Source organism: Brevibacillus sp. SIMBA_040 (genome assembly GCF_046535075.1).
Taxonomy (GTDB): domain Bacteria; phylum Bacillota; class Bacilli; order Brevibacillales; family Brevibacillaceae; genus Brevibacillus.
On sequence record NZ_JAWRXI010000002.1, the window covers coordinates 280,836 to 306,180 of the forward strand.

Genomic DNA, 25,345 nt, shown 5'->3' on the forward strand with positions numbered 1-25,345 from the left:
CGTTTCACATCAAAAAGGTTGGTTTTTAGGATGATGTCAACCTAAAAACCAACCCATTACACATCACCAAATCTTTTTACTGCCTCCTTTCCTTCCTCTGTCAACTGACTCCCCTGTTTGGTAGTCCCGATCAACACCAGGCCTTTATTTTCCAGCTTCTTCATCCTGGTGCGCAGCCGCTGTTCCGTTAAACCCAATTCCTGCAGTTCTGGTCGTCTCACAAGTTCATATCGACCGACAGCACGCTTCTGCTGATCATAATGAGACAAAACGCGAAGGATGATCTTCTCCTCCCGGCTTAATTCAAGCAAATCAGCTAGTTTGAATCGTTCGCCATCCGCTTCTTTAGCCAAACTGAGCTTCTCAGGAATGTCCCCCACTGTTATCCGCTCGTTTTCGCATACCGTGACAGCATATTCAACCACATTGAGTAGCTCACGAATGTTTCCGGGCCATTCATATCGCGTGAACAAAGTAAGAACCTCATCCGCCCAAATTCGCTGCTCTCCCAGTGTGTTCAAGTGATGCTGCAACAGGAAAGGAATATCTTCCTTGCGTTCTCGCAGCGACGGTACTTTAATTGGCAGCACACTGAGACGGTAGTACAAATCCTCACGAAATTTACCTTGCCTCACCGCTTCTTCCAGGTTACGATTTGTGGCGGCAATTACCCTGACATCAACGGATAAGACTTTGGTTGCACCAACTCTGACTACTTGTTTTTCTTGAAGAACACGCAACAGCCTTACCTGAATTGCCGGGGAGATATCTCCGATCTCATCCAGAAAAATCGTCCCACCGTCGGCCATTTCAAAAACTCCTGGCTTTCCTCCTTTTCTCGCCCCCGTAAACGCCCCTTCTTCATATCCGAAAATCTCACTCTCCAGCAGATTGTCGGGAAAGGATGCGCAATTAATCGCTACGAATGGACCGTTACGACGCGGCGATTCCATGTGTAGCGAATGTGCAAACAACTCTTTCCCCGTCCCGTTTTCTCCTGTGATCAAAATACTACGGTTGTTTTTCGCCATCTTTTTAGCTTTGGAGATGGCGTTAGTCAGGGTCTCTGAATGTCCGATAATTCGATCAAATGTATACGAAGCCACATGCCCTTTGTCGGTAATGGACTTGCGTAAACGCCGCTCCAGAGATTGGATTTCCGTTACGTTTTTTAAAATGCAGACAATGCCCAGATACTCCTGTTGACGTTCCATTCGCTTACAGTTGACGATAAACGATTGGTCCTTGATCGTAATTAATGCTTCGTGATTGGAAAATTCGAATGGTAGATAGGACAAGATGCTATTGAACCCCGGCAAATGAGTAATCGTTTGACCAATAACCCCCTGGGCTTTGCACTCAAACAGTTCAGCAGCTAATCGGTTAATAAACGTAACTTTCCCCTGATCATCGACCGCGAAAATCGGCTCCTGGACCGCCTCAAATATGGAGTGGAGGTGGGCGTGCAGATTTTGAATATCTACTAACGATTTCCCGAGCTCCTTTCCTAGGTCGTGAATTCCCGTAATGAACCGAGTGAGGTACTCTTTTTCACGTTCCACTGGAATCCCGACCTTACGCCCCAGTACAATCAAATCATGAATATGGATATGCCGAATTCCGATGTCTATCAGTTCTACTGAATACCGCGGCATCACATCCGGTGTACCAAATGTAATCGCGTAGCGGTATTCGTCATGTAGCAGCTCCACTCCCGGATAATAGGGCACATATTTTAAATGATTCATGTTGGCTTCGAAGAGCGTCTGAATTACCTCATTACAAGTACCATACAAATTGTTGATAACAAGGACCTCGGTACCGCTAGGGATTTGCAGCAACCATTTTAATCTTTTAGGTTCAAACAAGCGATTTAATAACCAGATGGGAACGTGTTCTGGAATAAACCGCTGTGCTGCATGATAAATGTCGGTTGATCCGCTGGTCAAAAGTACGATGTCAACGTGACTTAGTTGCTTCATCTCTTGATCAACCAAATAACTTTCGACTTCGCAATAGGGTTCAAAATATTCCTTCAGTTGCCTTACTAAAACCTCTTGTGCCTCTACCCCTTTTGCAACCAACACCATTCGCTTTCTCAAATAGTACTCACCTTTTCCGCTTGCAAAAGCTGTGATTTCAAATCGTACAACTCTGATTTGTCCAACTGAGGCGAAATGCCCCCTGCATTCGGGTAAAACCGATTTCATTTGATACCAGCTTAACAAGACAAGGGGTTTGACTCAAATCTAATGTTATTAACAACGAAAACCGGCCCATTAAAGGCCGGCTTTGCTTCCCGTTCTCTTAGAAATCTCCCTTGCATTTCGCTTACCGATTCAGTGCTTTTGCTGACAATCTAGTCTCCCTGCTGTCCTGCCCGCGTGTTTTTGCCAGATACATCGCGTATTCAATCGGTCTCGTGATGGCTTGCTTATACCGTTGGACGTCGCCCATCTCCCGGAATATCTCTCTGGCAGGCTTCGGATTTACTTCGATCAGCCAGGCTCTTCCGTTCACATCAATCCCGATATCCAACCCGAATTCCACCATTCTCCCAAAGTGATCCTCCAGTGTCTCGGCGGTTTGGAAAGCGAGTTGTTCGCAGTCTTCCACAATCAGCGATGAGCGTTCCTCGCCAAAACGAGGGCGCAGAAAGGTAGGCACAGGAATTGCTTTGCCTCCCCCGTGCAAATTGGAGGTCGCACTGCGCTCGCCGCCGACGCGAATGCCGTGACCTGTAATGCTCCAATCCCCCTGCCCCGTCTTTTGAATCAACAGGCGCATATCAACCGCTCGCGCAGGTACGAGCTGAAGCCTCAGGCCTTGCTGAACGATGTACTTTTCTCCCTTCGTCCAACGATCCACCCATCGCTGGACGGAAGTGATCGGCTTTAGCACCGTGGATACCTTTGCCCGTTGCTTGTCACGCCCCAGGAGGCGATAGCCCTCTCCTGTTTTTTCGATGCACAGGATATTTCGTCCTCCGGTACCATTCAGCGGCTTCACATACAACAGCGAATGACGTCCCAGCATTTTAACCAGATTGGGGCGATTATACAAGAGTGTTTCCGGAAGCCAGCGATGCATACGGGAATCGCGATGGAGCACCTCGTGAACACGCCATTTGTTGGCCAGACGATTATTGGCATACAGGAAGTTACTGGTCCGGCGAAAGGCTACATAATCTTTGAAAGCTTGGGTGGGAGTGTACCGATAGCGGTCAAAAACCGCATCAGGCCGATCAAAAATACGTCCCTGAAATTTTCCGCCAGCATCCAGTACATACCCCCTTACCTGCTTGCCTGATGCAAGCACATCCTTTGGGGAAAACAGGAAAACTGTACTGCCCAGCTCTTGTCCTGCCCGGAGTAAACGCCGAAAGTAAGCTGGCTCTGCAAATTTTTTGCCTTCTCGCCAGGTCAGGATTCCGATGATGGGTCGTTTCATGAATGCACCCTCTCTCGTTTCCTCCATGGCAGTTTATTCACCTACCAGCCAGTTGGCGCTTCCTACAGCTTCTTTTCCAGGGCTAACAGGTCCTCTGGCAAAGGGGCTTGTGCTTCTACGACCTGCTGGCTAAACGGATGCTCAAAGCGCAGAATAGCCCCGTGTAGCGCTTGTCTTCGGATGAGATCACGTTTGCCGCCGTACAGGTCATCGCCCAGTAGTGGATGACCGATATAGCTCAGATGAACCCGAATCTGATGGGTACGACCTGTTTCTAGCCGACATTCCAGTTGGGTCGCTGTTTTATACCGCTCTCGAACCTGATAATGCGTGATTGCCTGATCGCCATTTGGCGTAACCCGTCTTCTGGTCGGATGATTGCGGTCTTTTCCAATTGGCTCGTTGATCTTCCCGCTATCATTTGACACCTTGCCATGAACGAAAGCCCAATATGTACGCTTGATTTTTCTCTCACGTAAAAGCTCATCCAACAGAGCAGACGCCCACGCATGCTTGGCATATAGCACAACGCCTGAGGTGCCCTGGTCAAGTCGGTGAACGTGTCGTACTTTTGCTTGCAGACCCGTCCGAAAAAAATGACCTGCTACCAAATGATCCAGTGTGAGATGGTGATGCGATTCCGTCGGATGCAAAAGCAGCCCAGCCGGCTTGTTTACAATAAGCAAGTGATCATCCTCATACAGGATGTCTGGCACCTCACTCGCAGGTTCCAGTCCAAGCGGCTCTGGTTGACACAAGCGCAAACGAATTTCCTGACCCTCAGCACCTTTTATGTGCTGGGCAACTGGTTCACCGTCAAGCAGAATTTCTTTGAACTGAAATAAAAGATGGACCTGTTTACGAGGGAGCTTCCACTCTTCCCGCAACAGGTTTCCAATAGGGGTATCAGCATCCTCTGCACGTAAATGGGTAATGAGCCATTCCCCTTCTTTTTTCATGTCTTGCATGGGCTTGTATCTCCCTGTCTTGTGATCTCTTTCTTATGCCTCTTCTATGCCTTTGCTCACCTGAATGACCCGATCGAGAAAATGCTCGATTTCTTCGCGGCTTTTGCCCAGCTTGCTGACGAAGCGAATCAATTCCTTCCCTTCTTGAAAAGCGATAAAGCTGGGAATGCCGAATACATCCAGTTTTTGTGACAAATCAGGAAGCGTGTCACGATTTACTTCTATCATTTCCAGATCGTCCTTATATTTTTCCTCTACTGCTGGCATGAATGGATCGATTCGATGGCAATCTGGGCACCAATCGGTGAAAAATTTGACAATAACAGGTTTCGTATTGGAAATTACTTGTTCAAAGTCTGCTTCGGTTTTAATCTCTCTCATGGTTGATCTGCCTCCCAGAATGATTTGGCAATAGTGTATCATAGCTTGTGCTTATTTGTGTAATTCAGAAGTGCAGCACCTATTTTTTGGGTGTGAAACAATTGCCATTACTAACAATACGACTATCGGAAATCATATGGGTTGTAAGGACAAGAACCCAAAAGGATGGTGTGAAGATGAAAAAGTTTGCTGCTTTTGTAATGGTTCTCTGCTTGCTTGGCTCTGCTCTGCCTGTATCTGCTGCTACCCACGATGATCACAAGAAAAAGCAACACAAGGTGCACACAAAATCTCACCATATGAAAACAAAAGCTCACAAAATGCACACGAAGGCTTTGAACAAAGCGCATATCAAGGCTATGCCGAAAACAGGCATGGGCGGCGCTAGCGAAATGGAATAAGGGGGGTCCTCCCCCCTTTTTACTTCGTTTGTTCAAGGAGACTAAACACATGAAGAACACCTTGTTGAAATTACTCCTAATAGGTCTCATCCTGACTGGATGTAATCAGGTTACCCAGCCCCCTTCTCCTCAGCCCGTGCCAGAGCAACAAGTCATGCAGACGAAAGAAATCGAACAGGAGCAGGAGCAAAAGGTAGTTGTCTACGGACCAGCCGTACCGCCTAGGAAAATAATGGTTCCGGCTCCTCCGCTTACAGATGGCCTTAATCCTAAGCGCATCGAAATTCCCTCTATAGATCTCCGTGCTATTGTGGAGCCCGTTGGCGTTTTGGCCAATGGCCAGATGGATGTCCCGAAATCATTTGACCATGTGGGAATTTTGTCGCCATGGACGAAACCGGGAATGAAAGGGAACGCTGTAATGGCAGGACATTTTGATCACTATACAGGACCTGCCATCTTTTATAACTTGCGAAAGCTACAAGCCGGTGATCACATCAAAATTCTTGAGGAGACCGGGAAGCATTTAACCTTTGAGGTAAAAAAAGTTGTCAGCTATAAAAATGACGAAGCTCCTATTGAAGACATTTTTGGTACGTCTGATAAAGCACACCTCAACCTGATTACGTGTGCAGGTAAGTTCAACAAGAAAAAACAGGAGCATGCCCTTCGACTTGTCGTATTTTCAGAGCTTGTACAGGAAGAATATGTGGAAATGAAAAAAGCCCAGTGATCGCAACAACCGCGACACGTTGGGCTTTTTTCACTTATATTTTCCCACCCTGATCGATCAAGCATTGGACAAACGTTTCTGCTGGGCGGGAAAGCGGTCTGTCCTTGCGATAAGCGACTACCAGTGTACGCGATGGCTTGGAGCTGATTCGGACATAAACAGGCGGCTCGACAGTACCAGGGGCCATGGTTATCATCTTCGGTGCAAAAGACAGTCCCATCCCGGCTGCAACTAGGGATTGAGCTGTTTGGATATTGCTGCTCTCAAACACAATTCGTGGACGAAAACCAGCCTGTTCACAGAGTCGCAATGAAATTGTGCGAAAGCCCTGTCCTTCTTTTAGCAAAATAAAGGGCTGATCTGCAACCTCTGTCAAATCCACTTCATCCCTGTCAGCTAATGGATGGTGCGGAGGCACAGCCAAAAAGATTTCTTCTTTGATCGCTGGAACTATCTCCAGTGATGGATCACTGATTGGCATTGTCAGCAAGCTAACATCAATTTTTCCTCTTACAAGCAATTGTTCTAAATGACTTGAAGTGTCTTCCATCAATTGGAGCTCAACACCCGGAAACTGCTTCGTAAATGTTGTCAGCACTCTCGGGAGCACATACGCTCCAGTAATGGGGAGACTCCCAACCAATAATTTCCCGCTTTCTCCGACTGCATACGAGCGCATTTCTCGCTCCAGGCCTTCTGACATATCGACGAGCGTCTGTGCGACTTGCACAAAGCGCTGACCTGCATCCGTCAGCTCCACATGCTGCGGCAAACGGTGAAACAGGCTCACGCCGAGAATTTTTTCTAGCTTGGCAATCTGCTGGGACAGCGAGGGCTGCGCCAAATGTAACCGGTTGGCTGCCCGGGAAAAACTGCGTTCTTCCGCAACTGCCAGCACATAACGAACTTGTCGTAACTCCATAAAAACCTCCCGATAGGCAAAAACTATCCTTCTCATAATTATTATATCTTTGAACTATTTTCTTTGCCATGTTACAACCGTTGTAAGAGTTTTCGCACGAAGGAGGAGGAATCACTATGAAAGCCCGTACTATGTTTGAAAAGATTTGGGACAATCATGCGATCCACGAAGAAGCTGGTAAACCAAGCCTCTTGTATATTGACCTACACCTGGTTCACGAGGTGACTTCCCCACAAGCTTTTGAAGGACTCCGTTTGGCTGGTCGCAAAGTGCGTCGCCCAGAACTGACTTTTGCAACGATGGACCATAACGTTCCTACGGCAGATCGCTTCAATGTAAAAGACCCGATCTCCCGTCAACAGATGGAAACTTTGACTGAAAACTGCAAAGAGTTTGGTATAACGCTGGCTGACCTAAACAGCCCTGACCAAGGAATTGTACACGTTATCGGACCTGAGCTGGGACTGACTCATCCAGGAAAAACAATCGTTTGTGGTGACAGCCATACCTCCACGCATGGTGCATTTGGTGCCCTCGCTTTTGGGATCGGTACGAGCGAAGTAGAGCATGTCCTCGCTACCCAATGTCTCCAGCAGCTGAAGCCAAAAACAATGGAAGTGCGTGTAAATGGCGAACTGCCTTTCGGTGTAAGCGCTAAGGACTTAATTTTGGCGATTATTGCAAAATACGGAACAGATTTCGCAACAGGTTATGTAGTTGAATATACAGGCGCTGCGATCCGCAATCTGACGATGGAAGAGCGCATGACGGTCTGCAACATGACAATCGAGGGTGGTGCTCGTGCAGGACTGATCGCACCAGACCATACCACTTTTGATTATTTGCAAGGCAAACGCTTTGTGCCACAAGGCGAAGACTTCCTCGCTGCTGTAGAAGCTTGGAAACAGCTGTGCACAGACGAAGGCGCTCAATATGACACCTGTGTAGAGATTGATGCGACTCAAATCGCACCACAAGTAACGTGGGGAACCAGCCCGGGTATGGGTACGAATATCACAAGCACAGTTCCAGACCCTGAATCCTTTGAAACAGTTGCTCAACGCAAAGCGGCTGGGGACGCTCTGGCTTATATGGATCTGACACCGGGCACACCAATGAGTGAAATTAAAATCGACCGTGTTTTCATTGGCTCCTGTACGAATGGTCGAATCGAAGACCTGCGTAAAGCAGCGGAAGTAGCAAAAGGTCGCAAGGTGTCCCCTTCCGTTCATGCAATGGTCGTACCAGGCTCTCAATCAGTGAAGCAGCTTGCTGAGCAAGAAGGCTTGCACCTCATTTTTCAAGAAGCTGGCTTTGACTGGCGCGAATCCGGTTGTTCCATGTGTCTCGCTATGAATCCAGACATCCTGTCAGAAGGCGAGCGTTGCGCTTCTACTTCTAACCGTAACTTCGAAGGCCGTCAAGGACGCGGTGGACGCACTCACCTCGTCAGCCCTGAAATGGCTGCAGCTGCAGCGATTGCTGGACACTTTGTTGACGTACGTGAATGGAAAAGCGAAAACGCAAGCAAGGAGGTATTCCAATGAATCCATTTGTCATCCATAACGGACTCGTAGCACCCCTGGATCGTGTGAATGTCGATACAGACGCCATTATCCCAAAACAGTTTTTGAAGCGCATTGAACGCAGCGGATTTGGTCAGTTCCTGTTCTACGAATGGCGCTTTGCAGTTGATGGCTCCACCATTGACTCATTCATTCTGAACACACCGGAATATAAGGATTCCACGATCCTCCTTGCCCGTAACAACTTTGGCTGTGGCTCCTCTCGTGAGCATGCACCATGGGCTTTGTTGGACTATGGCTTCCGCGTGGTGATTGCTCCATCCTTCGCTGATATTTTCTACAATAACTGTTTCAAAAACGGCATACTGCCAATCACACTCAGTGAAGAACAGGTAGATGATCTGTTCAATCGAGCTCAAAGCAAAAAGGATTATCACCTGACCGTCGATTTGCAAGAGCAGGTCGTTCGTGACAGCGAAGGTCTCTCCTACCCGTTTGAAGTAGATTCCTACCGCCGTTACTGCCTGTTGAACGGTCTGGATGACATCGGCATTACCTTGCAGTATGAGGACAAAATCGCTGCTTACGAGGCAAACCGCCGCTAATTTTCACTATTCATCAATAACCATAGAGAAGCGAAGGCATTTTTGCATAGGCATGCCTTCGCTTTTATTTGTTCATTTAAGAGTAGTAGTGCTACTCGTTTATCATCATGTACATATGGGTTTCGTCCAGGTAACGATCCCCTATTTTCAATGCCTTTTTCTCAAAGGCATAAGGGAGGAAGCCCATTTTTTCATAAAAACGAACGGCTGCCGGGTTGGAAGTCACCACTGCAAGCTGGACTTGATCGACATCGCCAAGCTTTTTCAAATAGGAAATCTCTTCCTGCATCAGCCCCGCTGCAATCCCTGTTCCACGGTGAGATTCACTTACGTACATGGAGACGACCGAAACTTTGTGACGAGCCTTGGTCCCTCTATTTCGGAAGAAGCCGATGATTCCCACCATTTCACCTTTAACAAAGGCTCCGAAAAAGCCGCTGTCTCCCGTGTGGGCATTAGAGAGTCTTTCTTTCCATTCTGAATCCGTCCGTTTGATCTCTTCTTCATACAATGCTCCAAACGCATCTGGATCTTTCTGCAGCCCTTCCAGCCTTACCTTGGAAAAAGCTGCTGCATCCTCTGGACCTAATAAACGTATCTCCATTTCCGTACTACTCCTCTCTGTACATGTCCACTCATCATAGTAGACACAGGAAGAGTTGTAAATAACCCTTACGCTGTTTCAGTCGCCTCATTGACAGACAAACCAAGCGTCTGCAACGCGTGCTCTCTCAATTTGTATTTTTGGATTTTTCCAGAAGCCGTCATTGGATACTCGGTGACAAACTGTATATAACGAGGGATTTTGAAGTGCGCTATCTTTCCTTCGCAATAGGAACGTATTTCTGCTTCGGTCAAATCCGTATCTGGTTTTACGCGAATGCAAGCCAGTACCTGTTCTCCGTATTTCGGATCTGGTACACCAACCACCTGGACATCGAGAATTTTGGGATGGGTGTATAGAAATTCCTCGATCTCGCGCGGATAAATGTTCTCTCCTCCGCGGATAATCATGTCCTTGAGTCTGCCAGTAATTTTGTAATAGCCTTCTTCATCTACTGTCGCCAAATCTCCTGTGTGCAGCCACCCATCAGCATCGATTGCCTTTTCAGTCTGATCAGGCATGTTATAGTATCCCTTCATCACCAGGTATCCGCGTGTGCACAATTCTCCCTGGACGCCTGGAGGAAGGCTTTCGCCTGTTGCAGGATTAATAATTTTTGCTTCCACGCCTTCGTGAAGCCGCCCCACTGTAGCTACCTTTCGCTCAATCGAATCCTCCGGTCTTGTCTGGGTAATCACTGGAGACGATTCGGTTTGCCCGTATGCGATCGTAATGTCACGAATCCCCATCTTGTTGACGACATTTTTCATCACTTCAATCGGGCACAAGGAACCCGCCATGATCCCTGTTCGTAACGAGCCGAGGTCACGATCCTCAAAGGTCGGATGGTTCAATTCTGCGATGAACATGGTCGGTACACCGTACAAGGCCGTGCATCGCTCCTGCTCGACGATCGAGAGAACAAGTCCTGGATCAAATGCGGTTACAGGTACCATCGTTGCTCCTGTGGCCACGCAAGCGAGCGTCCCCATTACGCAGCCAAAGCAGTGGAAAAAGGGAACGGGAATACATACCCTGTCATCTATGCCCAAGCCTTGGCACTCGGCTACTTTGATCGCGTTGTTGACGATGTTTACATGAGAGAGCATGACCCCTTTTGGAAATCCTGTCGTACCGGATGTGTATTGCATATTGATCACATCGTCAGGATGGAGAGATTTCTGTCTAACGACACGTTCCTCTTCTGTAACCAGCTCTGATCGCTCCAAAAGGTCCTTCCAGAGGAACATCCCGGGTTGGCGTTCTTCTCCTAAAAAGATCACATTCTTCAAGTGGGGGAGTCTCTCTGATTTGAGCTCTCCTGGTTTGCACTCTGCCAGCTCAGGAAAAATTTCTCTGATCATCTCCATATAACTGGCATCTCGATACGATTCAATCAACAACAGCGTGGTTGATTCAGATTGACGCAACAAATATTCCAGCTCATGTGCTCGATAGCTGGTATTGACTGTCACGAGCACAGCCCCCATTTTTGCCGTAGCAAATTGGGAAATGACCCATTCAGGAACGTTTGTCGCCCAGATTGCTACATTTTGCCCTTTTTCAATTCCCAGCGACATGAAACCTCTGGCTACCTGGTTGCATATTTCCTGAAATTGCCCGAATGTATACCGGAGTGATCTCTCCTGGTAAACGACTGCTTCTTTTTCCTGATAAAGTCCGGCTGTTTCATCCAATAAATCACCAATGGTAATGGATCGCAGCATAAAAAGCTCCCCCTCTTTAAAAATTCAGACTATTCAGCTATATATCATCATGATTCTTCTTCTTTCCAGCCTATTCCTGCTCACCTGCAAAAAGAAAAGCGTTCCTCAATTGGAACGCTTGCTTCTTATTTGACCACAAATTTTTGTGTCGCTTCCACCTTGTACGGCAGATGGTTACTGTAGTTTAGCTCTACGCGAATCTCATGCTCACCCTTGGGCAGCTTTTTCAGCAAGAACTCTGGGTGATAGATCATCCCTTTTGCTTCCCCATCAATATACAGGTGCGCATGTCCTTGACCAAATACAGGCTTTTGGTTCAGCTCGCCATTATCCTGGACAAACTGAAAGTTCTGCGTGAGCAAGGACACTTCCGCTGTAGTGCCGTCAACCTTGATATCCATGTTCAACAACGGTTTTTCCGTGCTGGTCGGCTGGCCATCTAGTGCAGTAGCCGTTGTGGGAACACTCGCTTCTCCTGGTCGGTACGAGTCTGAGACGTGCAGAGGATCTTTCACCAATAGCACGATTCCTGCCACCAGGACCACTACGAAGACGATTCCACCTAAAATGAGATTGCGCATACTGATAATAAAGACCTTCATGTCTCTACTCTCCCTTTCGCAAGTGCTTGTCACCTATTAGTACATGCATACGCAGGGAAGTAGAGAGTTAGAAGCAAAACTTTTCTAGTAGAGATTGTTTTTGGTCACATACTAGTAATTATCGATAGTTGATAAATTGTACGTCCAGTGGCAAGTCAGCTTTGCGAATAGCGTTGATTACTTGCTGGAGCTCGTCCTTGCTTTTGCCAGTCACACGGATCTGATCATCCTGAATTTGCGTTTTTACCTTCAATCCGGCATCTTTAATAATGCTATTGATTTTTTTTGCATTGTCTTTATCGATACCTTGAACGAGCTTGACACGTTGACGGACAGTACCGCCTGCTGCTGGCTCGACTTTCCCGTAATCCAGGTTTTTGATCGGTACATCGCGTTTCACCAGCTTACCAAGCAAAATATCTTTCACCTGGGTCAGCTTGAAATCATCATCGGAAATCAGGACGAGTTCCTCTTTATCCAGCGATATGTTACTTTTGCTTCCTTTAAAGTCAAAACGATTTTCAATTTCCTTCAGTGCAGTCTGAATCGCATTATTTACCTCAGACATCTCTACTTTGGATACGATATCAAACGAGCTTTCTTTACTCATTCGTTCCTCCCCCTCATCGTTTTATTGTTACGTGTCCTCTGCTATTAGATCGCCTTTACTATACCACCATCTACGAGAAGTGCCTGACCGGTCACTTAGCTATTTGCTGGCGACGCCAAAAACGTCACCACGCGAGCAAACTCATCTGGCTGACCGTAACGTCCGAGTGGTATTTGTTTTTCCCATTTTACGCGAACCTCATCAGCGCTGGTGCTTTGTGCCTCTGCACTCAGACCATCCAATTGTGCTACACGATCAGTTGCGATCCGTCCAGGTCCAATTGTATTAATCAAAATTCCGTCAGGCCCCAGCTCTGATGACAGGGTTTTCGCTAGTCCGAGAACACCCGTGCGGAATGTATTGGACAAAATCAGATTTTCCAACGGTTGTTTAAATGACGAAGAAGCAAAATTAATGATTCGTCCAAACTTGTTTTCACGCATATGTGGCAACACAGCCCGAATTGCGCGAACATAGCTGAGCAGGTTTAACTGAAAGGCGGAAATCCACTGCTCATCTGTCAATTGATCAAATTTTCCAACAGCTTGTCCGCCAGAGTTGTTAATCAAAATGTGAACGGTGCCAAAGTGTTTGGCTGTCTCTTCTACTACGCGTTTGATATCCTCTTCTTTTGTTACATCGATCGTTACCGCCAGAGGAGCCTTGCCAGTAGCCTGCTCAATCTCCAAACGAACAGATGCCAATGCCGCCTCATCACGTCCACAAATTGTCACGTTCGCGCCCTCTTGCGCAAGGCATAGTGCAGTTGCCTTTCCTAGCCCTTTGGAAGAAGCCAGTACAATGGCCGTTTTCCCTTGAAGCTGCAAATCCATATCCATTTTCTCCCTTCAAACGATCTCGTTATGTATGCTTATTCCTTATTCTACCGAACTTTCAAACGAACGAAAAGAAAAAGAGAAGGGTTTTCGCACACTCCCCTTCCCCTCTCTCCTTTTTTACAAATCTGTATCTTGCGGCAGTTTCTCTTTGAGTGCCTTCTTGCTCTCTCGCTTTTCCTTACGCGCTTCTTTGCGAGCGAGTCGGCGCTCTTTTGCTCCCTCAAACAGCGAGTACAAGACCGGCACGAGAACCAGAGTTACCATCGTATGGAAGATCAAGCCGGAGATAACGGCAGTCGCGAGAGGCGCTTCCAGGTCGGAGCCTTCCGCCATCGCCAGCCCCATCGGGAGCATCCCGAGGATCGCTGTCAGCTTGGTCATGATAACTGGACGTACCCGATCCTTCGTCCCTTGAATGATCGCTTCGCCTGTCTTCATTCCACGATTTCTAAGCAGGTTGATTCGGTCGATCAGCAATATCGCATTCGAAACGACGATACCAACCAACATGATAATTCCAATCATCGCGAGTTCTCCAAACACCCGCTGGGTTATGACAAACCCTATCACTACGCCCACTAATGCCATCGGTATAGTCAGCAAAATGATAAACGGTTGGGACAAACGGCCAAACTGAGCGACCATGATCACATAAATCAAGGCGAGGACACCAACGAATACAAAGATTCCTTGTGTCATGTTGGCACTTTGTTCTTTCAGCTTTCCTGCGATTTCCACCTTGAGCCCTGCCGGAACTGCCAATGTCGGCAATTTCTCATTGATTTCGCGGCCAACTGTACCGAGGTCAGTACCTTGCATCTCAGCTGATACTTTTACGATGCGATGACCTTTTTCATGAATAATGGTCACTGGTGATTTGCTGTACGTGATGTCAACTAAGTCTACAAGCGGTACTTGCGCGCCATTTCTTGCGCTTACGGTAACATTGCGCAGTTGATCAGGGTGTTTTAGCCAATTGTCCGGCATCTTGGCGATCACATCTACCTCGATTCCATGCTTCGTAATGGAGGTGATTTGTTGATTGCCAATCATCACGCTCAGCTGTTGCAAGAGCGAACGATGATCTACATCCAGACGAGCTAGCGCGTCTTGTTTAGGTACAAGCGTTACTTTTTCTTTTCCCTCTTTAAAGTCGTTGCGGATATTATCCAGGCCCGGAATCGTCGCCAGCATGCCTTCGACGTCCGCGGCGAGCTTGCTCATCGGCTCCATTTCTTCCCCGACAATGTCCAGTTGAATCGGCGCACTCGAGCCTTGACTACCGAACGATGTAGAAATGGAATCGACTTCAGGGATGGACTTCAGTTTCTCATTGATATCGAGCGTTAATGCATCCTTGTCTCTCTCTCGCTGGCTCTTTGGCTTCAAGGAGATGAAGATTTCTGAGCTTTCCTTGGAAGAGAAGAAAAAGATGTCGTTTACTTCAGGGATTTGCCGCAATGCTTCCTCGCCGGCCATCGCCGCTTTTTGCGAACGCTCCAAGGTAGAACCCGTAGGCATTTGAATCGTGGCAAACACCAGATTTTCGTTCGGGTTAATCCCTTGCCCCATCTTCATAAATGGCATCAGGAATACTACGCCAACCAGCATTGCCAAAGAAAGAAGTAACGTCTTGACGCGATGACGCAAAGCTAATTTCAGCAGGTTGTTAAAAGCGCGATTAATCGCATTCTCTTTTCCTTCTCCTTCGATAGAAGCATTTTTGTCCTTCTGCAAGAATCGGTCAGAGAACACAGGTACAAAGAAGAAGGCTGCAATGGTTGATGCAATGATCGCTGATGATACCGTAAAAGCAATCGTAGTCAGGATCGGCTTTAGCCAATCTTCAAAATCAGCGAAAATGAGTGGCAAAAATACGATGATGATCGTCAGCTGCGATGTAAAAACAGGTGTCAATACTTCCCTTGTCCCTTTTACAATCGCTTGAGAGAGCGGCTCGCCCTTCTCCCGGAAATGATAAATGCTTTCCAGTACAACGATCGCTGCGTCCACGATCAGACCGACCGAAAGACTCATTGACAAGAGCGTAATCATGTCGATATTGTAACCGCCAAGCTTCATTGCGATAAACGTCATAAATGCCGAGAGCGGGAGTGTTGTGGCAATTACCAGTGTCACACGCCAGTTGCGCAAGAAGACGAACAGGATAATGATCGCCAGCGCGCCACCGATCATAACATCGCGGCTCAAGTTGGACACAGCGTGCTGAATGTAGGACACTGCTTCGAACATGACCTTCATTTTATACTGTCCGTTAGCCTCCGCATTGATTTCGCGGACCACATCTTCTACCAGACCTTGTGTTGTGATCAGATCACTGCCATCTGCTCGCGATACACTCAAATGAACAAATACGTTGCCGTTCGTCAGTGCGACGGAGTTTTTCACTTTTCCACGCAAATCCTCAATCGTTGCGAGCTGTTCCAGAGTGACTGTCCCGTTTGGCGTATTAATCGGCAGCACAGTCATTTCTTGAACCGTATTGTATGTGTTATCAATCATGACAACTGTATCAAACCCGGTATTTTCCAAGGTTCCGATCGCTTGCTTCCAGTTTGTTTCCTTCAGCTGGGAGATCACCTCTTCTGGTGTCGTCCGGTAAGCATTGAGACGTTCTGGCAGTAAGCTGATCGCAATCTGATTTTCAAAGCTTCTATCGGAAACTTTGACTTCTTTTACTCCTGGTACTTCTTCAATTTTATCTTTAATCGTCGTTTTGGCGATACTCAGCATAGCTTGAGGATCTGCTCCAACCAACGCGTAGTCAATCATTTGTTCGTCACCGAAATTCATTTGGGAAACATTGACCGTATCTACTGCTTTAGGGAAGCCGTTGCGCAAGCGGTTTACTGCATTTTGTACATCCTGCTTGGCTTGCTCTCCTCTGCCCTCTTTCGCCTTGATCGTCATGTTGACATAACCGGTGCCTGTCGTTGAAGAATATTCCTTAATATCTGCCAGCGTCTTCAATTCCTGCTCTATTTTCTTCGTGATCTTCTCTTCCATCTCTTCTGGAGGAAGTGACCCGCCTGAAATATTGACGGAGAGCATCGGGAAATTCGTCTTCGGAACCAGCTCGATGTTAAAGCTCATTAGTGAGCCTAATCCCGCAATCACGATCAAAAACGTAAAGAGGTAGACGATTAACCGTCTTTTCAGCAAAAAGAGAATCATCTTGTTCATGCTCTATTCTCCCTTCGCCTCAACTTTTTGCCCCTCGACGTAGAACGTAATTCCACTGCGCAAAAGCTGGTCTCCTTCTTTGATTCCAGAAACAACTTCAATCTGGTCATTGACCATCTGTCCTGTTTTGACCTGTTTTTTCACAGTCAAGCCATTTTCGACTGCCATCACATAATGCTGCTCTTGACTTACCCCGACACTTTCAAGCGGTACGAGGAAGCCGTTTACTTTGCGTGGCATCTCCACAACCGCTGCCATACCACCACGCCAGTAGCCATCGGAGTTAGGAATCGTTACATCCACGCGGTATTTACCTGTCTGCTTGTCAACGACAGGAGAGACAAACGTAACTGTGCCTTCGCTCTTTTTGCCGTCATCAGATGCAGCCTGTACCTTTGCTTTTTCTTGGAACTGGCCGATCAAATCGTTCGTTACGTCCAAAGTCACCTTTACCTCTGATAGATCAACCAGATGGATAATGTTCTCACCAGCGGATGCTTGCTCGCCTACCTGCTTGTAAACATCTACGATCGTCCCAGAGAAAGGGGCTTGAATCTTGGCATCATCCAGGCTCTTTTTGGCCCGTTCAACCTGTCCGCTCGCTTGCTTGATCGAAGCATTCGCCAAAGCGATATCCTCTGGCTGTGCCCCGCGCATCAGCTCATCTAATGCCAGCTGGGCATCTCGCACAGAAATTTCTGCTTGAGTGAGGGCACGTCTTCGTTCATTTATTTCACTTTGCGAAATAGCTCCACCGGCTAATAGCTTTTCATCCGTTGCGACATCCTGCTTCGCTTTTTCCAGTTTTTCTTGCGCACTTTTGACTTGCAGACGCTGTTTTTCAATCGCTTCTGCGGTTGCTCCTTTGAGTGTCTTTGTACGACGTGCTGTCGCCTCTTCCACCTGGCTTGCAGCTGCCTCTACTTCTCTCTGGAAGTACTTGGCGTCCAGTGTTGCCAAGACTTGACCCTGGGAAATTTTCGTTCCCTTGACCGCCGAAAGGGTAGAAATCGTTCCTCCGGTTCCAAATGGTAGCACGGCATCACGTTTTGCCTCGACCATTCCCGTTACCCGCAGTAAAACCGGGCTGCTTTCCTTTTTAACCGTGACTACCTCCACAACTTTTGCCTTTACTTCTGCCTCTGCCTGCTGTGGCGTTTCAGCAGCTGGTCCGCCGCAGCCAGCGGTGACGAGCAAAAGAGAAGCCAGAACAACCGACACTCGTTTTTTCACAGTAATTCCTCCAAATTCTACAATCATTCCCTTGCGTTATTGTGCCAGTTTTTCCCTATACTGCAAAACGGTCACCGGATGGAACTTCCTCTCCGTCCCAAGTCGGAGAATATGCGCAAGTCAAAAGTATATACGATAGAAATATGATTCAGTTACCGTTTTTTAGTTTTATTTCTATGAAAAGTATTATCATGAAAAAACAGCCAAGGAATCATCCCTTGGCTGTCATTTTGCTCTACCATTTTTTAGCTCAGTAACCTATTCTCCTACAAGCTGCTCCATCTCTTCTAAGAGGCCTTTGAATACACTCAGTGCCTCTGCAATTGGTGCCGCCGAGGTCATGTCCACTCCCGCTGTCTTGAGCAAATTCAACGGATAATCGGAGCTGCCGCCCTTGAGGAATTGCAAGTAGCGATCAACTGCTGGCTCTCCCTCCTCCAAAATCTGCTTGGAGAGTGAGGTCGCCGCCGAGAAGCCAGTCGCGTACTTATAAACATAGAAGTTGCGGTAAAAGTGAGGAATTCGCGCCCACTCCAAATCAACTTCTTTGTCAACAACCATGTCCGGTCCGTGATAGGCTACATTCAATTCCCGATAAATTTCACTCAGGGAGTCAGCCGTGAGAGGCTCCTCCTGCTCTTCTTTTGCATGGACGATTTTCTCAAACTCGGCAAACATCGTTTGACGGAAAACGGTCCCACGGAACTGCTCCAGATAGTAGTTAATCAAATACATCCGTTGCTTTTTATCTGTCGTCGTTTCAAGCAAATGATTCATCAACAACGCCTCATTCAGCGTAGAAGCTACCTCTGCCACGAAAATTTTATAATCAGCATACGTGTATGGCTGTGCATGATTCGAATGGTAGCTGTGCAGCGCATGTCCCATTTCATGGGCGAGAGTAAACATGTTGTTGACGTTATCCTGATAGTTCATCAAGACGAATGGATGAGTCGTGTAAGCGCCCCATGAGTAGGCACCACTCGTCTTCCCTTCATTCTCATGAACATCGATCCATCCATTGGAGAACCCTTCCTCCAGGATGCGTCCATACTCTTCTCCGAGCGGATGCAGTGCTTCCTTGATCGTTGATACCGCCTGGTCGTACGGTATGTTCATCTCCACCTCAGGTACGATCGGCACGTAGAGATCATACATGTGCAGCTCATCTACTCCTAGCAGCTTTTTGCGCAGAGCGATGTAACGATGCATCAGTGGCAAATGCTCGCGTACCGTAGCAATCAAATTGTCGTACACGGACAAATCTACATTGTCAGCAAACAGGGCTGCGTATAGAGCAGATGGATATTTGCGAGTACGTGCGTAAAACACATCACCTTTGATCGCTGATGTCAGCGAAGCGGCAATCGTATTGCGGAATTTCCCGTACGTTTCATACAATGCCTCAAAAGCCTCTTTGCGCACACGACGATCCTTGCTCTCCATAAACTGCGTATAGCGTCCCTTGGTCAGCTCTACTTCTTCCCCGTTTTCGTCTTTAATCATCGGGAATTTCATATCGGCATTGTTGAGCATTCCATATATTTTGGATGGGGAGGAAGCGAGCTCGCTCATGTTTGCCAGTAGTGCCTCTTCCTCTGAGGATAACGTATGCGGTTTAAAGCGCATGATCTCCTCCAGTAAAATACGGTAATGCGCAAGGCCTTCTTCCTCTTTGATCCACTTCTCCAGCTCTTCATTGGAGATAGCCAGAATTTCCGGCTGTATGTAAGAAATCGCACCGTATACTTGTGTGCTCAAACCAGTAGCACGGTCGGTTAGACCCTGGTACTTGCTGTTGGCATTGTCCTCATCTCGTCTCATGCGAGCATAGACATATACCTGATCCAGTGTCTTTAGCAGTTCATCTTGCAATGTCAATGCCTGTAGCAATTGCTTGCCCGATTGACCAAGAGTACCCTTCAGTGCTGCAATCTGATCAGCAAGCTGCTTGCTTTTCTGTACGTCTTTTTCCCAATCAGCATCACTTGGATAAATATCTTCCAAACGCCATTTGTATTCAGCGGGGACGTCACTGCGTTTAGGCAGTGTTTTGCTTTTGTTCACCGTGATCACTCCCTCGAATTCATGTCTTAGATATGGTCAAATCATCCATATTCTTATCCTATCCTATTCTGTTATTCGGTTCAAATGAGAAGAAAACCTTTATCAAAGCTACTCAGGAAAAAGAAACCATTTCATCCGGGAACAAGCAGTTTCCAGAAAAAAAGCTGAGCTCTTCCGGTTTGGAAAAGTCAGCTTCTGCCCACGCCTGTATAGTGAAAGCCCGCTTCCCTCACTTCTTTCACCGGCCATGCGTTTCGACCATCAAAAAGTGCTGGATAAGCCATATTCGCATAAATTTCATCCCAAGGCAGCTGAACACATTCCTTCCACTCCGTTACTAGCAAAGCGGCGTGAGCACCCTGGCAAGCTTCTGCAGGGGTACCGAAATACGAAACGCCTGGAAAAAGCTTTTGAACTGCAGGAGATGCAATCGGATCGTAAGCGCGAATACTGGCCCCGCAGCGTTGCAATTCCTCGATGATCGCAAGTGCCGGCGCTTCCCTGATATCATCGGTATCAGGCTTAAAAGCTAAACCGAGCAAAGCTATTTGTTTGCCTTTCAGCTCAGGAATTGCGTCTTTGACCAGCTGTAAAAACCATAAGGGCTGGGTTCGATTGATCTGGCGTACTTTATCTAAAAGGTTCAGGGAAACCCCTTGTTCCTGAGCGAGCTGAAGCAAAGCAATCGTATCCTTTGGAAAACAGGAGCCCCCATAGCCTACACCTGCACGTAAAAAATCGGGTCCGATTCTGTTATCGAGTCCCATGCCGTGGGCAACTGTCAAAATATCAGTGCCAAGTACGGTGCTTAATCGTGCCAGCTCATTCATAAAGGAAATCCGAGTTGCTAAAAAGGCATTGGAGGCATATTTGATTAGCTCTGCATTGGCTCTTGTCGTCAAGACGCGCGGCGCAGCAACTCCGTCATATAAACGCTCCATGACAGCTTTGGCTTCCTCATGATTGGCCCCGATAACAATTCGCGAAGGCTTCAATGCATCTACGAGGGCATTGCCTTCACGCAAAAACTCGGGATTTGACACGACAAAAAGCGATTTGCAGTCCCCCAATAAACCAGCAACTCGATCTCCTGTCCCTACTGGAACCGTGCTTTTAATTACCACCGTACGAGCACGTAGTACACTGCGGTGCATCGTCCCGATTTCGGATACAGATGCCAGCAAATACGACAAGTCAGCTGTCCCATCGGCAGATTCCGGTGTTCCGACACAAACAAAAAGAACTTCTGATTCCTTTGCTTCCAGCAGATCTGTCGTAAATGTCAAAACCCCTTGTTGCAGGACGTGAACGAGCGCCTCCTCCAGTCCCGGCTCGTAGATGGGTGACTGACCTTGCCTAAGCATCGCTATTTTCGCCTCGACAAGGTCGATCCCCACAACCTCATGACCATGCATGGCCAAAGAGACTGCCGTCGTCAAGCCTACATAACCGGTACCGATAACGGCAACTTTCATTGTTTCACCTCATCATTTTTTCATCACGCGCAAATACAACTCTTCCAATTTGGCCCGCTGCTTGTTGATATCATGGTTTTTTTCCACTTTCTCTCTCGCGCGTGAGACGATTTCTGCCCATTCATTTCGCTGCGACAGAACGTGGCTGATCATCTTCGCCAATTTTGTAGGGGAACGCTCTGGTACAAGGTATCCTGTCTGCTGGTTTTCCACCAATTCTGGAATACCTGAATGATAGGTAGAAATGACTGGACGTCCAGACGCCATCGCTTCCATCAACACGTTGGGAATCCCCTCTTGATCGCCATTTCGCGCTGTCTTGCAAGCGATGACAAACAGATGACATCTCGCTAGCTCGTGCTGCACTTCTCGATGTGGCAAAGCCCCCTTAAAAACAACCCGTTTGCCCAAGCTATATTTTTTCACAAGTCGCTTCAGCTTTTTTTTCTGATCTCCCTCACCGACGATGATCAGCTTGGCTCCCGGATGTGACTTATGAACCTGGGAGAACGCTTTGATTAAAGTGTCCATCCCTTTTTTCTCAGTCAGCCTCCCAACACTCAGCAGTCGGAATTCGCCGTTCTCAACGGGCTGTGCGGACAGCATCGGGAATTTTCGCAAATCAATCCCCGAACGAACAAGCGTAATTTTTCTCGCTGGGCACCCTAAGCGAATGAGTCGTTTTTTCATGTGGTTGCTTACAACTGTAAAAGCTTTTCCCCGTCGAAAAAGTTGCTTCAAAGCCCGTCGGTACACAGGATTTTCTCTGACTCTTTTGGTCGCATCAAACCCGTGGAAAGACGTAATCAAGGGTAGCTTCGTTTTTCTCGCATAAGGCAACATTTCCAAGCCAGCCGGCCCAAAACGGGCGTGCAAGCATTTTATTTTTTTTCGTCTCAACCATGTGGAGAGGCCGGTCATACGCTTGCGCACATAGACCGGCGAGTATGGAAACTGTTTTCGATTAAATGGACGTTGTCTCGTCAAGACCATCGTTTTGACCTGACGATGTCCAATCAATTGCTCATAAATAAAGGTTTCACTCTTAGGGAGAAACTTTCTTCGATAAACGAGGACCCGATGCATAGGGCTGTCCTCCTGTATATGTCATGGTCCCTTTCTTTGCGAACGCATATCAGCTAACTGTTGGCGTAAACCATCCTCCAATGACACCTTCGGGTGGTATCCCAAACGGCTTTGTGCTAGAGTGATATCCGCACAAGTGCGCTTCGAATCTCCTGCTGGACCGTTCTGATAAACAATTTGTGGGGTCGTGCTGAGTAACCCACCCATGATACTTAATACATCAATGAGCTTTATTTCACGATCACCGCCGACATTGAATATTTCCCCTGGAGCTGCATGCTTGGCAGCTAGCAAGTTCGCCTCTACCGCATCAGTCACATAGGTAAAGTCCCTCGTCTGCTGGCCGTCGCCAAATACTGCCACCGGTTCTCCCTTCATCAGTTGGCGGAAAAAACGGTGAAATGCCATATCTGGCCGTTGCCTTGGGCCGTAGACCGTGAAGTACCGCAGCATCGTTATGGGTAACCCGAATGCTTTCACATAAACCAAGCAAATTTGCTCCATCGCTTCCTTGGTCATTCCATACGGGGAAACGGGACGAAGCGGTGCGCTCTCATTTGTATAAGAGCCTTGCATCGTTCCGTAGACAGAGGATGAAGAGGAGACGACTACTACAGGTGGTTTAGGGAGCTGTAGACATGCCTCCAGTAAAAATTGCGTTGCCAAAATATTATGGCTGACATAATCGGTAAAAGCCTTACCCCAGCTATTTCGTACACCTGGTAGGGCGGCTAGATGATAGACAACATCCACTCCATCTAGCCAATCCTCCCAGCGTTGTGCTTGCAACATAGTCGAGTGAAAGGTAAAGGCTGGGCGATTCCCGATCTCTGCCAAATTACGAAGCTTCGCAGCCACATCGTAATTGTCCACAAACCCATCAATTCCGATGACTGTTACTCCGTCATTTAACAAGCGCTGAGTCAAATGAGACCCGATAAAACCGGCACAACCGGTAACAAGCGCTTTTGTCATCGACGTCGCCGCCTCACTTTCTTCAGCCGTTTGATCACCAGATAACCATTTCTATATCCGTAAACAGCTTTGTACTTTTTCCCCCATCGTTTCAAATAATGCTTGAACGTCTTTTTCCGGAGGTGATTGCGTCTACGCTTCATTTTGTTGTCTGTCAGCTGCCCACGGTGTTTTGTCCGGTTATACAGCTTGCGATTAATAAATCGGACTCGGTACTTTTCGATTAAACGCAGGACGATTCGTCTGTCCTCCATAATTCTACCTTCGTATTTATCAGACGTATCCCAGCCTCCTACTTCATGCAGGGCGGCTACCCGGTAGCAACGAGGAGCGACCATCCAGCGGTTGTACTTTAAAAACTGATATTTGTTGCGGAAATGCTTGTGTTTGACCAGAAACGGGTTGTAATACCTCCCCCGTTTCACTCGCCAAATTTTTATATTTCCGTAAAACAGTGCCGTGCTTTTTTTGCTTTTCTTGATGTACTTCTTCAAAATCGCCAAGGTTCGCTTTGGCAACCAATCATCGGAATCCAGCTGAACGAGGTAGGGAGTATCCACCATGGACAGTGCTTGGTTCATCACTTTGGATATCCCAGAATTTTTCTCCATGCGATAGTACATGATGTTTGGATGATAGAGATACTTTTCCACCTTTTGCCTCGTTCTGTCCGTAGATGCATCATCCATGATCAACAGCTTCCAGTCCTTCGAGGTTTGCTTCAGGACACTTCTGATTGCTTTGCGGATGAATGAAGCACGATTATAGGCTGGGATAACAACAGTAAAGGTCGGAATCATAGCTCCTCCCTCTTTACAGCCGGAATGCGAATCGATGATTTGTCACTCAAAATGAACACGCCGCTGCTATCACTAGAATGACCCTCTAAATTGGAGGAACGACCGAATACACTATCAGTCAATTTCCAGTTGACGTCCTGCAAGGAGCTGTTTTCAAGAAGAATGCTATTCTCAATATGCGTACAATTTTTGAGATGAACACCATCTTGAATCGAAACAAATGGGCCTAAACGGCAATTTTCAATTTTGCATCCTTTTCCGATTAATACCGGGCCGACAATTTCACAATTGACTACACTGGTTTCATCGCCAACCTGATGAGCGGCACCCAGATCCCGTGTTAGTACCCACCGGTTAGCCTCCAGCCAACGATCTATGGTTCCCACATCCGAATACTTGCCACTTGTAACGGCATGAGCAATATGAAAACCGCGATCAATCAAAGACTGAATCGCATCCGTGATCTCATATTCACCACGGCTGGATGGCTGGAGTGTAGCAATCGACTCAAAAATGGGTTTTGTAAACAGGTATGCGCCAATTACCGCCAGATTGCTCTTCGGCTGACGGGGTTTTTCCTCTACTGAGACCAGACGCCCTTCCTGTACTTCGGCGATCCCATAATCCTGTGGTCTCTCCACTTCACTTAGCATCACAACACCGTCTGAATTTTCTTCGGAGAACGCACGCTTCAGCCCGTGCAGCGAATCCATCAACAAGTTATCACCAAGTAACAAGATAAACGGTTCGTCTTGCAAGAACGGTTGCGCCAAATGGACGGCATGAGCAATTCCCAGCGGTTCCTCCTGCTCTATAAACGTAATGGCAGCCCCGAATTGGCTACCATCGCCCACGAGTGGTGGAATCTGCACTTGAGAAGGGTGAATGACGATCCCGATGTCATGGATACCCACTTCACGCAATTTGCGGATGCAATAGTGTAATACCGGATGATTGGCCACAGGGAGGAGGGTTTTCGGTTGCGAATAGGAGAAGGGGTGCAGTCGCGTACCACGTCCAGCACACAAGATTAACCCTTTCACAAGTATCACTCCCCAGTTGTGCTCTGCGATACTTATAAGGTATGCGTACCTTGGTTTCTGGACAGGGCAGACGTCCACACAGAAGCAAGAAAGG

22 protein-coding genes are annotated in these 25,345 nt (G+C 47.5%); 4 read left to right on the plus strand and 18 right to left on the minus strand.

Features of this window, described 5'->3' with window-relative positions; translation table 11 throughout:
- Positions 1-56: 56 nt before the first annotated feature.
- From SB752_RS04305 to SB752_RS04320, 4 genes are all read right to left on the minus strand, one after another.
- Entirely contained in the window at positions 57-2,102 is a 2,046-nt protein-coding gene (locus tag SB752_RS04305) for a sigma-54 interaction domain-containing protein (RefSeq protein ID WP_410714495.1), read from the minus strand.
- A 229-nt stretch (positions 2,103-2,331) separates the two neighbouring features.
- The gene (locus SB752_RS04310; protein WP_410714496.1) at positions 2,332-3,450 is read right to left on the minus strand and encodes a YheC/YheD family endospore coat-associated protein; all 1,119 of its coding nucleotides are present in this window, start codon (positions 3,448-3,450) and stop codon (positions 2,332-2,334) included.
- Between the two features lie 62 nt (positions 3,451-3,512).
- Positions 3,513-4,418 (minus strand): RluA family pseudouridine synthase, encoded by a 906-nt coding sequence (locus SB752_RS04315; protein ID WP_410714497.1) that lies wholly within the window; start codon positions 4,416-4,418, stop codon positions 3,513-3,515.
- 33 nt (positions 4,419-4,451) lie between these two features.
- Positions 4,452-4,799 (minus strand): thioredoxin family protein, encoded by a 348-nt coding sequence (locus SB752_RS04320; RefSeq protein WP_410714498.1) that lies wholly within the window; start codon positions 4,797-4,799, stop codon positions 4,452-4,454.
- 176 nt (positions 4,800-4,975) lie between these two features.
- Between SB752_RS04320 and SB752_RS04325 the strand changes: the two genes are divergently transcribed.
- Together SB752_RS04325 and SB752_RS04330 are read left to right on the plus strand one after the other, a co-directional pair.
- Entirely contained in the window at positions 4,976-5,200 is a 225-nt protein-coding gene (locus SB752_RS04325) for a hypothetical protein (protein WP_410714499.1), read from the plus strand.
- A 49-nt stretch (positions 5,201-5,249) separates the two neighbouring features.
- Positions 5,250-5,933, plus strand: coding sequence for a class F sortase (locus SB752_RS04330; RefSeq protein ID WP_410714500.1), 684 nt, complete (start codon positions 5,250-5,252; stop codon positions 5,931-5,933).
- A 34-nt stretch (positions 5,934-5,967) separates the two neighbouring features.
- Here the strand turns inward: SB752_RS04330 and SB752_RS04335 are convergent, their stop codons facing one another.
- Complete coding sequence (locus tag SB752_RS04335) at positions 5,968-6,855, minus strand: LysR family transcriptional regulator (RefSeq protein ID WP_410714501.1); 888 nt, start codon at positions 6,853-6,855, stop codon at positions 5,968-5,970.
- A gap of 116 nt (positions 6,856-6,971) precedes the next feature.
- Here SB752_RS04335 and leuC point away from each other — a divergent pair, with 116 nt between their 5' ends.
- The gene (gene leuC / locus SB752_RS04340; protein WP_410714502.1) at positions 6,972-8,402 is read left to right on the plus strand and encodes a 3-isopropylmalate dehydratase large subunit; all 1,431 of its coding nucleotides are present in this window, start codon (positions 6,972-6,974) and stop codon (positions 8,400-8,402) included.
- The gene (gene leuD, locus SB752_RS04345) at positions 8,399-8,986 is read left to right on the plus strand and encodes a 3-isopropylmalate dehydratase small subunit (protein WP_410714503.1); all 588 of its coding nucleotides are present in this window, start codon (positions 8,399-8,401) and stop codon (positions 8,984-8,986) included. Before leuC ends, leuD begins: the two co-directional genes overlap by 4 nt.
- A gap of 91 nt (positions 8,987-9,077) precedes the next feature.
- Here leuD and SB752_RS04350 read toward each other — a convergent pair whose 3' ends face one another.
- The 13 genes from SB752_RS04350 to SB752_RS04410 form a co-directional block, all read right to left on the minus strand.
- Positions 9,078-9,590 carry a GNAT family N-acetyltransferase gene (locus SB752_RS04350; protein WP_410714504.1) on the minus strand — a complete coding sequence of 171 codons (513 nt, stop codon included), beginning with the start codon at positions 9,588-9,590 and terminating at the stop codon, positions 9,078-9,080.
- A gap of 68 nt (positions 9,591-9,658) precedes the next feature.
- Positions 9,659-11,317: an AMP-binding protein gene (locus tag SB752_RS04355; protein ID WP_410714505.1), complete on the minus strand. Its 1,659-nt coding sequence runs from the start codon at positions 11,315-11,317 to the stop codon at positions 9,659-9,661.
- Between the two features lie 125 nt (positions 11,318-11,442).
- On the minus strand, positions 11,443-11,919 hold the full coding sequence (locus tag SB752_RS04360) for a hypothetical protein (RefSeq protein ID WP_410714506.1): 477 nt from the start codon (positions 11,917-11,919) through the stop codon (positions 11,443-11,445).
- 118 nt (positions 11,920-12,037) lie between these two features.
- Entirely contained in the window at positions 12,038-12,529 is a 492-nt protein-coding gene (locus tag SB752_RS04365) for a YajQ family cyclic di-GMP-binding protein (protein WP_410714507.1), read from the minus strand.
- Between the two features lie 95 nt (positions 12,530-12,624).
- Positions 12,625-13,362 (minus strand): SDR family oxidoreductase, encoded by a 738-nt coding sequence (locus SB752_RS04370; RefSeq protein WP_410714508.1) that lies wholly within the window; start codon positions 13,360-13,362, stop codon positions 12,625-12,627.
- Between the two features lie 123 nt (positions 13,363-13,485).
- On the minus strand, positions 13,486-16,572 hold the full coding sequence (locus tag SB752_RS04375; RefSeq protein WP_410714509.1) for an efflux RND transporter permease subunit: 3,087 nt from the start codon (positions 16,570-16,572) through the stop codon (positions 13,486-13,488).
- A gap of 3 nt (positions 16,573-16,575) precedes the next feature.
- On the minus strand, positions 16,576-17,805 hold the full coding sequence (locus tag SB752_RS04380) for an efflux RND transporter periplasmic adaptor subunit (RefSeq protein ID WP_410714510.1): 1,230 nt from the start codon (positions 17,803-17,805) through the stop codon (positions 16,576-16,578).
- Between the two features lie 258 nt (positions 17,806-18,063).
- Entirely contained in the window at positions 18,064-19,872 is a 1,809-nt protein-coding gene (gene pepF, locus SB752_RS04385; RefSeq protein WP_410714511.1) for an oligoendopeptidase F, read from the minus strand.
- A gap of 188 nt (positions 19,873-20,060) precedes the next feature.
- Positions 20,061-21,347 (minus strand): UDP-glucose dehydrogenase family protein, encoded by a 1,287-nt coding sequence (locus SB752_RS04390; RefSeq protein ID WP_410714512.1) that lies wholly within the window; start codon positions 21,345-21,347, stop codon positions 20,061-20,063.
- 12 nt (positions 21,348-21,359) lie between these two features.
- On the minus strand, positions 21,360-22,433 hold the full coding sequence (locus tag SB752_RS04395) for a glycosyltransferase (protein WP_410714513.1): 1,074 nt from the start codon (positions 22,431-22,433) through the stop codon (positions 21,360-21,362).
- Between the two features lie 21 nt (positions 22,434-22,454).
- Entirely contained in the window at positions 22,455-23,408 is a 954-nt protein-coding gene (locus SB752_RS04400) for an NAD-dependent epimerase/dehydratase family protein (RefSeq protein WP_410714514.1), read from the minus strand.
- Positions 23,405-24,208 (minus strand): glycosyltransferase family 2 protein, encoded by an 804-nt coding sequence (locus SB752_RS04405; RefSeq protein ID WP_410714515.1) that lies wholly within the window; start codon positions 24,206-24,208, stop codon positions 23,405-23,407. The genes SB752_RS04400 and SB752_RS04405 overlap by 4 nt, the downstream gene beginning before the upstream one ends.
- Positions 24,205-25,251 carry a glucose-1-phosphate thymidylyltransferase gene (locus SB752_RS04410; RefSeq protein WP_410714516.1) on the minus strand — a complete coding sequence of 349 codons (1,047 nt, stop codon included), beginning with the start codon at positions 25,249-25,251 and terminating at the stop codon, positions 24,205-24,207. The genes SB752_RS04405 and SB752_RS04410 overlap by 4 nt, the downstream gene beginning before the upstream one ends.
- Positions 25,252-25,345: the final 94 nt, after the last annotated feature.

What these genes read in the sequence shown, in the direction of transcription:
- SB752_RS04310 (WP_410714496.1), bottom strand. Translation starts at nt 3,450, where the DNA reads ATGAAACGACCCATCATCGGAATCCTGACCTGGCGAGAAGGCAAAAAA.
- SB752_RS04315 (WP_410714497.1), bottom strand. Translation starts at nt 4,418, where the DNA reads ATGCAAGACATGAAAAAAGAAGGGGAATGGCTCATTACCCATTTACGT.
- SB752_RS04320 (WP_410714498.1), bottom strand. Translation starts at nt 4,799, where the DNA reads ATGAGAGAGATTAAAACCGAAGCAGACTTTGAACAAGTAATTTCCAAT.
- SB752_RS04325 (WP_410714499.1), top strand. Translation starts at nt 4,976, where the DNA reads ATGAAAAAGTTTGCTGCTTTTGTAATGGTTCTCTGCTTGCTTGGCTCT.
- SB752_RS04330 (WP_410714500.1), top strand. Translation starts at nt 5,250, where the DNA reads ATGAAGAACACCTTGTTGAAATTACTCCTAATAGGTCTCATCCTGACT.
- SB752_RS04335 (WP_410714501.1), bottom strand. Translation starts at nt 6,855, where the DNA reads ATGGAGTTACGACAAGTTCGTTATGTGCTGGCAGTTGCGGAAGAACGC.
- leuC (WP_410714502.1), top strand. Translation starts at nt 6,972, where the DNA reads ATGAAAGCCCGTACTATGTTTGAAAAGATTTGGGACAATCATGCGATC.
- leuD (WP_410714503.1), top strand. Translation starts at nt 8,399, where the DNA reads ATGAATCCATTTGTCATCCATAACGGACTCGTAGCACCCCTGGATCGT.
- SB752_RS04350 (WP_410714504.1), bottom strand. Translation starts at nt 9,590, where the DNA reads ATGGAGATACGTTTATTAGGTCCAGAGGATGCAGCAGCTTTTTCCAAG.
- SB752_RS04355 (WP_410714505.1), bottom strand. Translation starts at nt 11,317, where the DNA reads ATGCTGCGATCCATTACCATTGGTGATTTATTGGATGAAACAGCCGGA.
- SB752_RS04360 (WP_410714506.1), bottom strand. Translation starts at nt 11,919, where the DNA reads ATGAAGGTCTTTATTATCAGTATGCGCAATCTCATTTTAGGTGGAATC.
- SB752_RS04365 (WP_410714507.1), bottom strand. Translation starts at nt 12,529, where the DNA reads ATGAGTAAAGAAAGCTCGTTTGATATCGTATCCAAAGTAGAGATGTCT.
- SB752_RS04370 (WP_410714508.1), bottom strand. Translation starts at nt 13,362, where the DNA reads ATGGATTTGCAGCTTCAAGGGAAAACGGCCATTGTACTGGCTTCTTCC.
- SB752_RS04375 (WP_410714509.1), bottom strand. Translation starts at nt 16,572, where the DNA reads ATGAACAAGATGATTCTCTTTTTGCTGAAAAGACGGTTAATCGTCTAC.
- SB752_RS04390 (WP_410714512.1), bottom strand. Translation starts at nt 21,347, where the DNA reads ATGAAAGTTGCCGTTATCGGTACCGGTTATGTAGGCTTGACGACGGCA.
- SB752_RS04395 (WP_410714513.1), bottom strand. Translation starts at nt 22,433, where the DNA reads ATGCATCGGGTCCTCGTTTATCGAAGAAAGTTTCTCCCTAAGAGTGAA.
- SB752_RS04400 (WP_410714514.1), bottom strand. Translation starts at nt 23,408, where the DNA reads ATGACAAAAGCGCTTGTTACCGGTTGTGCCGGTTTTATCGGGTCTCAT.
- SB752_RS04405 (WP_410714515.1), bottom strand. Translation starts at nt 24,208, where the DNA reads ATGATTCCGACCTTTACTGTTGTTATCCCAGCCTATAATCGTGCTTCA.